The organism is Streptomyces sp. CA-278952, from assembly GCF_028747205.1.
In the GTDB taxonomy this organism is placed as follows: domain Bacteria; phylum Actinomycetota; class Actinomycetes; order Streptomycetales; family Streptomycetaceae; genus Streptomyces.
On record NZ_CP112880.1, the window covers coordinates 6,210,017 to 6,223,788 of the forward strand.

The 13,772-nt window shown below is 70.1% G+C and carries 13 protein-coding genes; 6 read left to right on the forward strand and 7 right to left on the reverse strand.

All coding sequences use genetic code 11. The features are described 5' to 3' along the window. Positions 1-12 precede the first annotated feature (12 nt). Positions 13-207, reverse strand: coding sequence for a DUF397 domain-containing protein (locus N7925_RS27450; protein ID WP_274345482.1), 195 nt, complete (start codon positions 205-207; stop codon positions 13-15). Further along, a complete protein-coding gene (locus tag N7925_RS27455; RefSeq protein ID WP_274345483.1) occupies positions 204-1,031 on the reverse strand; it encodes a helix-turn-helix domain-containing protein in 828 nt (275 codons plus the stop codon). The genes N7925_RS27450 and N7925_RS27455 overlap by 4 nt, the downstream gene beginning before the upstream one ends. A gap of 107 nt (positions 1,032-1,138) precedes the next feature. On the opposite strand from N7925_RS27455, the gene N7925_RS27460 reads away from it, so the two are divergent. After that, entirely contained in the window at positions 1,139-1,480 is a 342-nt protein-coding gene (locus tag N7925_RS27460) for a hypothetical protein (protein WP_416222939.1), read from the forward strand. A 109-nt stretch (positions 1,481-1,589) separates the two neighbouring features. Here N7925_RS27460 and N7925_RS27465 read toward each other — a convergent pair whose 3' ends face one another. Further along, a complete protein-coding gene (locus N7925_RS27465; RefSeq protein ID WP_274346566.1) occupies positions 1,590-3,830 on the reverse strand; it encodes a tetratricopeptide repeat protein in 2,241 nt (746 codons plus the stop codon). Between the two features lie 300 nt (positions 3,831-4,130). Continuing rightward, positions 4,131-5,318, reverse strand: a complete 1,188-nt coding sequence (gene nadA, locus N7925_RS27470; protein ID WP_274345484.1) for a quinolinate synthase NadA — start codon at positions 5,316-5,318, stop codon at positions 4,131-4,133. A gap of 265 nt (positions 5,319-5,583) precedes the next feature. Between nadA and N7925_RS27475 the strand changes: the two genes are divergently transcribed. Further along, the gene (locus tag N7925_RS27475) at positions 5,584-5,940 is read left to right on the forward strand and encodes a HesB/IscA family protein (RefSeq protein ID WP_007451212.1); all 357 of its coding nucleotides are present in this window, start codon (positions 5,584-5,586) and stop codon (positions 5,938-5,940) included. Between the two features lie 95 nt (positions 5,941-6,035). Here N7925_RS27475 and N7925_RS27480 read toward each other — a convergent pair whose 3' ends face one another. Further along, the gene (locus N7925_RS27480; RefSeq protein ID WP_274345485.1) at positions 6,036-7,475 is read right to left on the reverse strand and encodes a hypothetical protein; all 1,440 of its coding nucleotides are present in this window, start codon (positions 7,473-7,475) and stop codon (positions 6,036-6,038) included. Positions 7,476-7,641: 166 nt separating this feature from the next. After that, positions 7,642-7,839: a hypothetical protein gene (locus N7925_RS27485; protein ID WP_274345486.1), complete on the reverse strand. Its 198-nt coding sequence runs from the start codon at positions 7,837-7,839 to the stop codon at positions 7,642-7,644. Between the two features lie 158 nt (positions 7,840-7,997). On the opposite strand from N7925_RS27485, the gene N7925_RS27490 reads away from it, so the two are divergent. Then, positions 7,998-8,972, forward strand: coding sequence for a carbohydrate kinase family protein (locus tag N7925_RS27490; RefSeq protein WP_265602095.1), 975 nt, complete (start codon positions 7,998-8,000; stop codon positions 8,970-8,972). Here the strand turns inward: N7925_RS27490 and N7925_RS27495 are convergent, their stop codons facing one another. Further along, positions 8,973-10,355 (reverse strand): cysteine desulfurase/sulfurtransferase TusA family protein, encoded by a 1,383-nt coding sequence (locus N7925_RS27495; RefSeq protein ID WP_274345487.1) that lies wholly within the window; start codon positions 10,353-10,355, stop codon positions 8,973-8,975. Between the two features lie 273 nt (positions 10,356-10,628). Here N7925_RS27495 and ctaC point away from each other — a divergent pair, with 273 nt between their 5' ends. Genes ctaC through N7925_RS27510 form a run of 3 tightly spaced genes read left to right on the forward strand, consistent with a single transcriptional unit; the run spans position 10,629 to position 13,725 of the window. Then, positions 10,629-11,597 carry an aa3-type cytochrome oxidase subunit II gene (gene ctaC / locus N7925_RS27500; RefSeq protein ID WP_265602096.1) on the forward strand — a complete coding sequence of 323 codons (969 nt, stop codon included), beginning with the start codon at positions 10,629-10,631 and terminating at the stop codon, positions 11,595-11,597. After that, positions 11,594-13,330: an aa3-type cytochrome oxidase subunit I gene (gene ctaD / locus N7925_RS27505; protein WP_265602097.1), complete on the forward strand. Its 1,737-nt coding sequence runs from the start codon at positions 11,594-11,596 to the stop codon at positions 13,328-13,330. The genes ctaC and ctaD overlap by 4 nt, the downstream gene beginning before the upstream one ends. Next, complete coding sequence (locus N7925_RS27510) at positions 13,327-13,725, forward strand: cytochrome c oxidase subunit 4 (RefSeq protein WP_265602098.1); 399 nt, start codon at positions 13,327-13,329, stop codon at positions 13,723-13,725. The genes ctaD and N7925_RS27510 overlap by 4 nt, the downstream gene beginning before the upstream one ends. Positions 13,726-13,772 lie beyond the last annotated feature (47 nt).

The window sequence follows — 13,772 nt, forward strand, 5'->3', positions numbered from 1 at the left end:
CGCGTTTCCCGTCTACTTGACCGAGGAGATGAACGCGTCCCAGGCGGTGGCCTGGAGGACGAGTGCGGGTCCGGTGGGGTTCTTGCTGTCGCGTACGGGGACGGTGCCGGGGAAGTCGTCGCTGATCTCGACGCATTCGCCCCCGTTGGAGTTGCTGTAACTGCTGCTGCGCCAGGTGGCGGTGCTCAGCTCGGGGGAGTGGGTCATGGTCGGTAGCCCTCCATCGCGGTGCGAATCCGTTCCGCTGACTCGTCCAGCGTGAGGGAGTTGGCTCGCAGTACGTCGTACTGCCGCCGCCACTTCTTCACCGCGACCGGGTCCTCATAGAGGTGGCCGGCCTGGATGCCCTCCTCGTACGCCACACATGTGCCGTCGGGCAGGGTCAGGAGAGTCAGCGCGCCACCCAGGAGCGAGTGGAGCCCCGCACTGAACGGCATCACCTGAACTTTACTGTCCGGAGTATCCACCTGCTTCAAGAGCGAGGCCAGTTGCTCGCGCATGCAGGCGGCGCCGCCCATCTGACGTCGCAGTACGGCCTCGTCGATGATCGCCCACCGGAACGGCGGGTTCTCCGAACGTTGCCGCTCCTGCCGTGACATGCGCGCTGTGACACGTTCCTCCACCTGCTCCGCGCTCAGGTCTTCCTGGCAGCGGAGAAACGTGCGCGCGTACTCCTCCGTCTGCAACAACCCCGGCAACGCCTGCGCCCCGTACTGCTCTATCACCTCCGCCCGGAACTCGAAGTCCATGTACCGCTGGTACTGGTCCGGGTGGATCTCCCGCCGGGCCAGCTCGTAGAGCCCGTGGAAGTGCTTGTCCGTCCCGAAGGCGATGTCCAGGCGGCTCGGGATGTCCGGCGGCGGCATCAGCTCCGCCGTCTCGATGCGGCCCAGCGTGCTCTTGCTGGAGTTCACGATGCCCGCGAGCTGGACGAGGGACAGGCCCGCCCGCTCGCGGTGGCGGCGCTGCTCGGAGCCGAAGTAATGGCGGGCGGACACATAAGGCGTGAGGGGCTGGGGCTTGAACGTCACGGTGCGTGCCTTTCGTGTGTCCCGTTCCCAAGGCCGGGACAGCTGCGCTCTGTTGAGGTCACGTTCCTCAGGGCGACGATTGCGGCACACACCGTAACCGTCCTTTCGTGCAGTGCACCAGAGGGCCTTCTCCGGAGGTAGCGACCGAGATGATGTTCGACGGCAAGGGCCGGGCCCTGCGACTGCTCCCGTGGACCAACGACTTCGGGGGGCCGTGCTGGCTGAGCACCACGGACTCCGACAGTCGCGTCTCCAGGATGGCGGACGAGCTGGAGGCGTCCATGATCGCCTCGGCCGAGGAAGTGCTGGCCGAGGCGCGGGAGTTGCTGGCGGAGCCCGTGGTGGGGGAACGCGAGCTGCGGTTCGCGGGCACTCGGCTCGCCGAGTCGCTGGGAGACACCTTGCGGATCGCCGCGAGCCGGGGCGGACGGCTGGAGAACACCGACTGAGAGGCCCCGACCACGAGATCGCAGCCATGGAGATACGGGTCGGCCGCTCCAGCCTCATCGGGTCCGGCAGGCCGGCCCGCCGCCGGCGGCGGCGGCGGGCCGCTGAACCTCAGACCTCCTCCCCGCCCAGCGCCTGAACGATCCGGTGCCACGTCTTCCCGTGCGGGTCGGGGCGGCGGACGCTGAGGGCGACCGTCTCCCGCACCAGCCGGGCCCGGGTCTCCTCGGAGGCCTTGTGCAGGAGCGCGGCCAGGTCGTCCGGTTCGAAGCCCTCGGTGGCCCCCGCGAGGACCAGGGCCACCTGTGCGTGGGTGAGCGAGGAGAGCCGGTCGCCGAAGACCTGGCCCTCGATGCCCCCGCCGTGCATCAGCGCGACGCCGTCCCCGGCCTCCAACGCCCGGTCCACGTACGCCTGAAGGGCCTCGCGGTCCTCGACCAGGCGGTACGCGGCGTCCAGGCCCTCGGAGCGGCCGATGTCGAGCATCGCGACGTGGGCCAACGGGGTGTCGTCGGGCGGCTGGACGGTCAGCAGGCGCGGGTGCTCCTCCAGGTAGGCCCGCGACTCCGTCCAGTCCGCGCACTCCAGCCACTGGGCCAACTGCTCCTGGAGGATCAGCGGATCGTAGGCGGCGGTCACCCCGTGGGCGAGGACGGAGTCACGGAGCAGGGCGTGCCGCTGCGCACCGTGCGGGTCCAGGACGGCCAGCTCGTCCAGGGCCGTCGCCGCCTCCTCGCCACCGAGGACCTCGGCGTGCTCGGACCAGAAGTCGCGTGACCGGGGCCAGTTGGGTGCGAACATCCACGCACCGACGAGGTCCAGCGTCCCCGGCGACAGGGCGAGCCAGTCCGGCACGGGCGTGAAGGTCTCGTCCTCCCAGGCCGTGTGCACCGCCGCGATGTCACCGTACGAGCGCAGCGCCTGCCGGGCCCGTACGGTCACGGTGTCCGCGCCGACGGTCCTCTCCGCGTCCTCGTCGAGCCAGTTCACCAGCTCGGTCACCCCGGTCGCGGGCCACGGGTCCGGGCAGCGCAGCAGGAAGGCGCTCCGCTCCACGGCCAGACGCCGGGCGGTCGCCGGTCCGGCCCCGGCGAACTCCTTGACGGTCTCGTCGAACTCCTCGATCGCCGCCGCGTGCTCGCCGGTACGGGCGAGCGCCCGGGCCAGGCCGTCGAGGGCGGAGACCAGGGCGGCGTCGGGGGCGCCGGGAGCCTCCAGTGCGAGCGACCGGTGGAGGGCCACCGCCTCCCAGAACGCCTCCACCGCTCCCTCCGCGTCCCCGTTCAGCTCCACGTACGTGCCGAGCACCTGGAGGGAGTCGGCCAGATCGGCCAGGACGGCGTCCCCCTGTTCGCGCAGGAGGTCGACGGCCTCCCGCGCCGGGGGCAGGGCCGCCTGCGGGTCGCCGGTGCCGGCCAGGCTCCGGGCGAGGGTGCGCAGCGCGGCGGCGAGGCCGGGGCGGTAGGCCGCGGGGTGACGGGCGGCCGACTCGCGGCAGAGCGCGACGGCTTCCTCCGCCACCCGGAGGCCCGCCCCCGCGTCACCGGCCTTGTTGAGGTGACCGGCCAGACCGTCGAGCGCCGTGGCCAGCTCCGGGCGGAAGGCGTCCGGTCGCTGCCCGGCGAGCGCGCGGAAGCGGCCGCACGCCTCCTGGGCCGCTTCGACCGCCCCGGAGGCGTCGCTCACGGCCGCGCGGTGGTTGCCGAGGGCGTGGAGAGCCGCGGCGAGCCGGGGGAGGAAGGCCTCCGGATCCTCCTCGGCCAGGCCCCGGAGAAGGCCGACCGCCTCCTCGGCGTGGGGCACAGCCTCCACGGCCTCCCCGGCGCCCGCCAGCCGTGCGGCGTAGTTCAGGAGGTACGCGGCGAGCGCCGGGACGGACGCGCCCGGCTGCTCCTCCTCGACCAGCTCGCGCTGGAGCCGCACGGACTGCTTCGCGAACGGCACGGCGGACGCCCGGTCCCCGGTGTCAGCGACGCGGTCGCCCAGGGCTCCCATGGCCAGGGCCAGTTCCGCCTGGAAGTCGCCGGGGCGCTTCATGCCGAGTTCGGCGTAGATCCGCGCGGCCTCCTTCGCCGGGGGCAGCGCACCGGTGGGGTCCCCTGCGGCGGAGAGCAGGTCCGACAGCCGGTGCAGGGCCCCGGCCAGCGCGGGCGGGCCGCCGGCGGGGTCCTCCTCGGCGGCGGCCCGCAGGCCGCGCACCTCTTCGCGCGCACGTGCCAGCTCCGCACGCGCCAGCTCCGCACGCGCCGACACCTCGGAGGCGGCGTCGTTCTGCCGGACCTCGTGCCCCGCGCCCGCGCCCGCTTCCATCGCCTCGTCGCCGACGCCCGTCCCACGGTCCTCGTAACCCATACCCGCCCCACCGTTCTCGCCGTTCGTTCCGGTCGGCCTCATCGGGCCTCACCGGTCCCGCCCGCGCGAAAAGGCGCTGCGGTGAGTAGCAGCGTAGTTACACGGTGGTGTCATCGGTCGCCGTATGGGAGAACCGACCCGACCGGAACGTTCCTGCCCGCCCCTCCCGACCGGAGCGTCCCGACCGGAGCGTCCCGACCGGAGCGTCTCGGCCGGTGCGTCCCGGGCGTACGGGAAAGCCCCGGCAACGCCGACCTGCGGCATACCGGGGCTTCTCGGTTCTCGGGGACCCGCGCGGCTCTACGGCAGCGCGAGCATCCGCTCCAGCGCGAGCTTGGCGTACTTCTCCGTCTCCGGGTCGACCTCGATCCGGTTGACCAGCTTGCCCTCGGCCAGCGACTCCAGGGTCCAGACCAGGTGCGGCAGGTCGATGCGGTTCATCGTCGAGCAGAAGCAGACCGTCTTGTCGAGGAAGACGATCTCCTTGTCCTCCGCGGCGAAACGGTTCGCCAGTCGGCGGACCAGGTTCAGCTCCGTACCGATGGCCCATTTCGAGCCGGCCGGGGCCGCCTCCAGGGCTTTGATGATGTACTCCGTCGAGCCCACGTAGTCTGCGGCGGCGACGACCTCGTGCTTGCACTCCGGGTGCACCAGCACGTTGACCCCGGGAATCCGGGCCCGGACGTCCTCGACCGACTCGACCGAGAAGCGGCCGTGGACCGAGCAGTGCCCGCGCCACAGGATCATCTTCGCGTCGCGCAACTGCTCGGCGGTGAGGCCGCCGTTCGGCTTGTGCGGGTTGTAGAGGACGCAGTCCTCCAGGGTCAGGCCCATGTCCCGCACGGCCGTGTTGCGGCCCAGGTGCTGGTCGGGGAGGAAGAGGATCTTCTCGCCCTGCTCGAAGGCCCACTCCAGGGCCCGCTTCGCGTTCGACGACGTACAGATCGTGCCGCCGTGCTTGCCGGTGAAGGCCTTGATGTCGGCGGAGGAGTTCATGTACGAGACGGGCACCACCTGATCGGCGACGCCGGCCTCCGTCAGCACGTCCCAGCACTCGGCGACCTGCTCGGCGGTGGCCATGTCGGCCATCGAGCAGCCGGCCGCCAGGTCGGGCAGGACGACCGCCTGGGCGTCCGTGGTCAGGATGTCCGCGGACTCCGCCATGAAGTGGACGCCGCAGAAGACGATGTACTCGGCCTCGGGACGCGCGGCCGCGTCGCGGGCCAGCTTGAACGAGTCGCCGGTGACGTCCGCGAACTGGATGACCTCGTCGCGCTGGTAGTGGTGGCCGAGGACGAACACCTTGTCCCCGAGCTTCTCCTTCGCGGCGCGGGCGCGCTCCACCAGGTCCGGGTCGGACGGGGAGGGCAGGTCGCCGGGGCATTCGACGCCGCGCTCGCTCCTCGGGTCGGCCTCGCGGCCGAGCAGCAGCAGCGCGAGCGGTGTCGGCTGTACGTCCAGGGGCTGGGCCGTGGTCACGTCACGCACCCTTTCTAGTCTGCGAACTCAAGATCACTCCGCGAACCCTCCGCGAAGAGCTTCGGCGAAGTCGCCTTTTCGTCTATTTGACGCTATCTATCATAGCCGCTTCGTGTCACTTTGACGATGCCGATAGCGTCGATGTGACGCATCCCCCGGGTGGCCCGGTGTGCGAGCATGAAAAGGAACAGACAAGCGCTTGGCCCGGAATGAATCCGCGGGTCTGGCGGTTGAACCGTCGGCAAGCAGTCCGTACAACCCGGGAGAGAAGCAGATGTCCGTATCGGACGAGACCACCACCGTGAGCGACGGCATCCTCCTGTCCGACGCCGCCGCCGCCAAGGTCAAGGGCCTGCTGGAGCAGGAAGGCCGCGAGGACCTGGCGCTGCGCGTCGCCGTTCAGCCCGGCGGTTGCTCGGGCCTGCGTTACCAGCTCTTCTTCGACGAGCGTTCGCTCGACGGTGACGTCGTGAAGGACTTCGACGGCGTCAAGGTCGTCACCGACCGGATGAGCGCCCCGTATCTGGGCGGCGCCTCCATCGACTTCGTCGACACCATCGAGAAGCAGGGCTTCACCATCGACAACCCGAACGCCAGCGGCTCCTGCGCCTGCGGCGACTCCTTCAGCTAAACGCTGAGAGCGGGAACACACGGCATACGGAGGCGGCCCCGGAAATCATCCCGGGGCCGCCTCCGTATGTACGTCCGCTCCGCATGCGCGTCCGCTCAGCCGCGCGGCACCGTACCGCCCGACGCCGCGTCGATCACCGTGCGGTCACCCAGCGGCTTCTCCAGCGTCACCGTCCGGGTCAGCTCCTTGGCGATCATGATGCAGGCCTTCTTGCCCTCCTGCGGCTTCTCCGTCACCGAGATCGCCACCTGGCCCGCGCTCTCCTTCGCGCTCGCCGTGTACGTACTGCACACGCCACCCCAGAACGTCACCTCGAGGGTCCGCCCGTCCGCGCCGTACGACGTCACCTTCCGGTCCCCGGAGGGCGCGGGCGTCTCCGGCTTCTCGATGAACTCCGGATCCACGGCGACCTGCGTGACCGTGCTCTCCGGGCCGCCGGGGGCCTGGCGGACCGTGAACAGCCAGGACGGCACCAGCGTCTGCCGGCCGTCCACGTAGTTCAGCGCTAGGCCGAACACCGCGGCCTCGACCGTCTGCTCCACCGGTGCCCGCTTGCCGTTCGACGGCACGCACTGGGGGTCCGAGGGCTTCGGCTCGCCCTGGTGCGGTACGGGAGTGGCGCAGCCGCCGACGTCCCGGTCGGCGTCGCCCTTGCCCCGGCTCGCCGCGTTCAGCTGCTTCAGCGCCTCGTCCGCACCGACCGCCGGGTAGGTGGCGCCCTTCTCCAGCGCCTTCAGATGTCCGCTGCCGCCGGTCACCTTGCCGTCCGGACCCACCTGGACACCGGTCGACCAGCCGTACGTCGGGAGCCCGTCGATCTTCGGATCGGCGTTCACCACGCGGACGTCGCCCATCAGTTGGCCCGCGTTCAGCGCCGCGTCGTCCTGCCCGGCCGCCTTGAGCACCGGGACCGCGGCCGCCTTCGCCGCCTTCTCGCTCACCGGGTCGCCGCCCGGCTCCGAGGCCCCGTTCGCACACATCGTCCCCGGCTCACAGGGCTTGGCCGGGGTGGTGCGGGCGAACGTCCAGGTGCCCGGGGCCTGCTTCCCCACCTTCAGGAGCGCCCCGGGGCCGTCGTCGTCGCCGACCACCCAGGACGTGCCCTCGGTGCGCGGTGAGCCCGGGATGCCCAGCGCCTTCGCCAGGCGGGCGACCTCGGCCGACGCGACCGCGCCCTTCGCGTGGTGGACCGCCGCCTCGTCCGGGCCGTCCGGGAGTTCGCCCGCGGCCCGGTAGACCACGGGCGGACCGCCCGGGTCCGGCTCGCCGGGCGCGATGCCCGGGGGAGGGGTGTCCGAGGCCGAGGACCTGGAACCCGGGCCGTCGCCGGCGGGAGCGTCCAGGGCCAGCGGCAGGGCTTCGCCCCGCGCCGGCGAACCGCTGTCCGCCGCGCCGCCGTCGCCCGCGGCGGTGGAGGCCCAGTAGGCACCACCGCCTCCGGCCAGCAGCACGGCCGCGGCCACCGAGGCCACCGCGAGCGGCGGACGCCGCCGCCGGGGGCCGGTCACGTCGTTGTCGGGTCGCTCGGTGCTCACCGGATCGCTCCTTCGACTGCGTTGCCGTCGCGGCGCCTACCGCGTGTCCCCGGACGGGGACACCGGTGGGACGGAGCGGAGGAGCGCGCGGTTCCCGCGGCCGGGACAGCCCTTGGCACGGAAAGGCCGAAAGGTGATGTCGTCCGGCCCGGCCCGCCCGCTGGCCTCAGTCGCCGTACTCGGACATCGCGTCGATCAGCCGCGCCGACGAGGGAGGGACCGTCACCCCGTTGATCAGGGACGGCTTCACCGGGACCGGGGCGCTCTTCACGGCCGCCGTCCAGTGGGGCGCCATCCGCGCGCAGTCACCGCGCAGTGCGGCCAGGCTCAATTCCGACTCGGGCAATGCGGTGTGGTTCGACATATCCGCACCGTAACCACGGTTGAGCTCAGGTAGAAAGACCTACTATCGGGTAGTTTCCCCTTTTCCTGGCGGTCGCCTCACCCGGTAGCGTGAACTGTCACGTCGTCCCGGAGGGCGCACACTCACGGCCCTTCGCCTTCCGCAGGAGTAGCCTCCCCGTGCGTATTGCAGTCACCGGCTCGATCGCCACTGACCACCTCATGACCTTCCCCGGCCGCTTCGCCGACCAGCTGGTCGCGGATCAGCTGCACACGGTCTCCCTCTCCTTCCTGGTCGACAACCTCGATGTCCGCCGGGGCGGTGTCGCCGCCAACATCTGCTTCGGGATGGGCCTGCTCGGCACCAGCCCGATCCTGGTCGGCGCCGCGGGCTCGGACTTCGACGAGTACCGCGCCTGGCTCGACCGGCACGGGGTGGAGACCGGATCGGTCCGTATCTCCGACGTACTGCACACCGCCCGCTTCGTCTGCACCACCGACGCCGACCACAACCAGATCGGCTCCTTCTACACGGGCGCGATGAGCGAGGCCCGCCTCATCGAGCTGAAGAGCGTCGCCGACCGCGTCGGCGGCCTCGACCTCGTCTCCATCGGAGCCGACGACCCCGAGGCGATGCTCCGCCACACCGAGGAGTGCCGCTCCCGGAACATCCCGTTCGCCGCGGACTTCTCGCAGCAGATCGCACGGATGGACGGCGAGGAGATCCGCATCCTCCTCGACGGCGCCACCTACCTCTTCTCCAACGAGTACGAGAAGGGGCTCATCGAGTCCAAGACCGGCTGGAGCGACGAGGAGATCCTCGCCAAGGTCGGCCACCGTGTCACCACGCTCGGCGCCCGCGGTGTCCGGATCGAGCGGGTCGGCGAACCGGTCATCGAGGTCGGCTGCCCCGAGGAGGACACCAAGGCCGACCCCACCGGCGTCGGGGACGCCTTCCGGGCCGGCTTCCTCTCCGGCCTCGCCTGGGGCGTCGGCCTGGAGCGCGCCGCCCAGGTCGGCTGCATGCTCGCCACCCTGGTCATCGAGACGGTCGGCACCCAGGAGTACACCCTGCGCCGCACCCCCTTCATGGACCGTTTCACCAAGGCGTACGGCCACGAGGCCGCCACCGAGGTCCGACAGCACCTGGCGTGATCAGCTGAGCCGGCGGACCACATAGGCCGAGCCACGGTCCGCCGGCTCCTCGCCCACGTACTCCTGGCCCCGCATCTCGCACCAGGCCGGGATGTCCAGGCGTGCCGCCTCGTCGTCGGCGAGCACCGTCACCGTGGCGCCCACCGCTACCTCCCCGATCACCTTTGCGAGCTCGATCACCGGGATCGGACAGCGACGGCCCAGCGCGTCGACCACCAGCGACGCGGCGGGGCCGGGGGGGCGGGGTGCGGAGACGGGGGCGCCGAGCCGCTCCCGTACCTCGGCGACCACCCCGGGAAGGACCTCCAGAAAGCGGTCCACGTCCGCCCCGGCCGTGCCCGGCGGCAGCGACACCCGGACGTTCCCCTCCGAGAGCACCCCCATCGCCCCCAGCACATGGCTCGGGATCAGGGTGCTGCTCGTGCAGGACGAGCCGGACGACACGGAGAACTCCCTCCGGTCCAGCTCGTGCAGCAGGGTCTCCCCGTCGACATAGAGACAGGAGAAGGTGACCAGGTGCGGCAGCCGCCGCTCCGGATCGCCCACCACCTCCACATCCGGCACCCGCTCGGCCACGACGGTCCGGATCCGGTCCACGAGGGCCCGCAGCCGCACCGCCTCCGCCGCCGCCTCGCTCCGTACCGCGCGCAACGAGGCCGCCGCCGCCACGATCGCCGGCAGGTTCTCGAACCCCGCCGCCCGCCCCGACTCCCGCTCCCCGGCCGGTCCCTGGGGTGCGAACCGCACCCCCTTGCGGACCGCGAGCAGCCCGACCCCGGCCGGACCGCCCCACTTGTGCGCGCTCGCCGTCAGCAGCGACCAGCCCGCCGGGACCGGGCCCCAGCCGAGCGACTGGGCCGCGTCCACCAGCAGCGGCACCCCGGCGTCCGCGCAGAGCGCGGCGACCTCGGCGACCGGCTGCTCGGTGCCCACCTCGTGGTTGGCCGACTGGAGGCAGGCCAGCGCGGTGTCCGCCCGCAGCACCCCGCCGTACACCGCCGGATCCACCGCCCCCGTGCGGTCCACCGGGACCTCGGTGAACGAGCCGCCCGCCGCTTCGTGGGCTGCCGCCGAATGGAGCACCGACGAGTGTTCGACCGCCGAGAGGGCCAGATGGCGGCCGACACGCCGACGCCCCGAAAGAGCCCCGGCAATTCCCGCGTGCACCGCAGTCGTCCCGGACGAGGTGAAGACCAGTTCGTCGGGGCGGCATCCGACGGCCTCCGCGGCGGCCTCCCGGGCCGCGTCCAGGAGCAGCCTGGCCCGCCGCCCCTCCCGGTACAGGCGGGCGGGATCGGCCCAGCCCTCGTCGAGCGCGGCAAGCAGCGCCTGGCGTGCGACGGGGTGCAGGGGGGCGGCGGAGGCGGAATCGAAGTAGGGCACCTGGCCACGCTAGCCCGCACCGGGCCCCACCTCGCCGGGGGCCGTTCCTCCCGGACGGGCGAGTGGGCGTCAGATGGGGGCCGGAGGCCCGGATTCCACCCCATGGGCGTGTCGGGCGGCGCGTTGGGCACCCTCCCCGCGCGACGCCAAATAGCGTCCAGTAGGGTTTGGTCCGCATAAACATCCAAACCCCTGCCCGCGTCAGGGCCGGCGACCGACCAGAGACATACGGGCGCGCCGACCGTGCGGGCGAGACTCTCGGGAAGGCGCTACGTGAGTCCCAACGGCTCCGACCGCTCGTCGCGGCGCCCGATGCGGCGGAAGCTGCCGCAGGTGCTGACTGCGGGCCTGGTCCTGGCGACGGCCTCCGGTTGTTCATACAACTGGGAGGATTTCCCCCGCCTCGGAATGCCCACTCCGGTTACGGAAGAGGCCCCTCGGATCCTCTCCCTCTGGCAAGGCTCGTGGGCGGCAGCGCTCGTCACGGGTGTTCTTGTCTGGGGGCTGATCCTCTGGAGCGTCTTCTTCCACCGGCGTAGCAGGACCAAGGTGGAGGTACCTCCGCAGACCAGGTACAACATGCCCATCGAGGCGTTGTACACAGTGGTTCCCCTCATCATCGTCTCGGTGCTCTTCTACTTCACCGCACGTGATGAGTCGAAGCTCCTCGAGCTCTCCGACAAGCCCGCCCACACCGTCAACGTGGTCGGCTTCCAGTGGAGCTGGGGCTTCAACTACATCGAGAAGGTGGATGGCCAGCCCACGGCGGGCCCCGAGGTCCCCAAGGAGCTCGACGCCATCCCCGACCGGTTCCGCGATGACTTCCCCGAAGGCGCCGGCGGCGTCTACGACGTGGGCATCCCCGGAACCCGTAACCCGCAGAACGGCAACCCGGGTCCGACCCTGTGGCTGCCGAAGGGCGAGAAGGTCCGCTTCATCCTCACTTCGCGTGACGTCATCCACTCCTTCTGGGTGGTGCCGTTCCTCATGAAGCAGGACGTCATCCCGGGCCACACCAACTCGTTCGAGGTCACTCCCAACCGGGAGGGCACCTTCATGGGCAAGTGCGCCGAGCTCTGTGGCGCCGACCACTCCCGGATGCTCTTCAACGTCAAGGTCGTCTCCCCGGAGCGTTACCAGCAGCACCTCAAGGAGCTGGCTGAGAAGGGTCAGACGGGCTACGTGCCGGCAGGCATCGCGCAGACGGACCCGGCCAGGAATGCGGAGAAGAACCAACTGTGAGCATCCTCAACGAACCTCAGGGTGCCGCTCCGGCAGACGACTCGTACGAGGACGAGCTGCCCGTGCGGCGCAAGCAGCCGGGAAACATCGTCGTGAAGTGGATGACCACCACTGACCACAAGACGATCGGTACGCTCTACCTGGTCACGTCGTTCCTGTTCTTCTGCATCGGCGGACTCATGGCGCTCTTCATGCGCGCCGAGCTGGCCCGTCCGGGCACGCAGATCATGTCGAACGAGCAGTTCAACCAGGCGTTCACGATGCACGGCACGATCATGCTGCTGATGTTCGCGACGCCGCTGTTCGCCGGATTCGCGAACTGGATCATGCCGCTGCAGATCGGCGCGCCCGACGTGGCGTTCCCGCGGCTGAACATGTTCGCGTACTGGCTGTACCTCTTCGGCTCGCTCCTCGCGGTGGCCGGCTTCCTCACCCCGCAGGGCGCGGCCGACTTCGGCTGGTTCGCCTACTCCCCGCTCTCGGACGCGGTCCGGTCGCCGGGCATCGGCGCCGACATGTGGATCATGGGTCTGGCCTTCTCCGGCTTCGGCACGATCCTCGGTTCGGTCAACTTCATCACCACGATCATCTGCATGCGCGCACCCGGCATGACGATGTTCCGCATGCCGATCTTCACCTGGAACGTCCTGCTGACCGGTGTTCTGGTCCTGCTGGCCTTCCCGGTCCTCGCCGCCGCGCTCTTCGCATTGGAAGCGGACCGAAAATTCGGTGCGCATATCTTCGACGCGGCCAATGGCGGCGCATTGCTCTGGCAACACCTCTTCTGGTTCTTCGGCCATCCAGAGGTGTACATCATTGCTCTACCGTTCTTCGGAATCGTTTCCGAGGTCATCCCGGTATTCAGCCGCAAGCCGATGTTCGGCTACATCGGTCTGATCGCGGCGACGATCTCCATCGCGGGTCTTTCCGTGACGGTGTGGGCGCACCACATGTACGTCACGGGCGGTGTGCTCCTGCCGTTCTTCTCGTTCATGACGTTCCTCATCGCCGTGCCGACAGGCGTGAAGTTCTTCAACTGGATCGGCACGATGTGGAAGGGGTCGTTGTCCTTCGAGACACCGATGCTCTGGGCCGTCGGCTTCCTGATCACCTTCACCTTCGGTGGTCTGACCGGCGTCATCCTCGCCTCGCCCCCGATGGACTTCCACGTCTCGGACTCGTACTTCGTCGTCGCGCACTTCCACTACGTGGTGTTCGGCACCGTGGTCTTCGCGATGTTCTCCGGATTCCACTTCTGGTGGCCGAAGTTCACCGGCAAGATGCTGGACGAGCGGCTCGGCAAGATCACGTTCTGGACGCTGTTCGTGGGCTTCCACGGCACGTTCCTGGTGCAGCACTGGCTCGGTGCCGAGGGCATGCCGCGTCGTTACGCGGACTATCTCGACGCCGACGGCTTCACCGCGCTGAACACGATCTCGACGATCTCCTCGTTCCTCCTCGGCCTGTCGATGCTGCCGTTCTTCTACAACGTCTGGAAGACCGCGAAGTACGGCAAGAAGGTCGAGGTCGACGACCCGTGGGGTTACGGCCGTTCGCTGGAGTGGGCGACCTCCTGCCCGCCGCCGCGGCACAACTTCCTCACGCTGCCGCGGATCCGTTCCGAATCCCCGGCGTTCGACCTGCACCACCCGGAGATCACGGCGCTCGAACAGCTCGACCACCTCTCCGAGTCGGACAAGGCCCTCGCCGGCTCCAAGGAGGCAGGCAAGTGAAGATCCAGGGACAGATGTTCATCTGGCTGAGCGTCTTCATCCTCTCCGTGGCCATCGCGTACGGCGTGTGGTCCAAGGAGCCGGTCGGCACCACGGCGCTCTTCCTGGCCTTCGGGCTGTCCATCATGATCGGCTTCTACCTGGCCTTCACGGCCAAGCGGGTCGACGCCATGGCCCAGGACAACAAGGAAGCGGACGTCGCCGACGAGGCGGGCGAGCTGGGGTTCTTCTCCCCGCACAGCTGGCAGCCGCTCTCCCTGGCGGTCGGCGGGGCCTTCGCCTTCATGGGCGTCGTCTTCGGCTGGTGGCTGCTGTACTTCTCCGCCCCCCTGCTCCTGATCGGCCTCTTCGGCTGGGTCTTCGAGTACTACCGGGGCGAGAACCGCACCCAGTGACACCGCACCCCGTGACACCCCACCCCGGGTGACACGCGCTACACCAT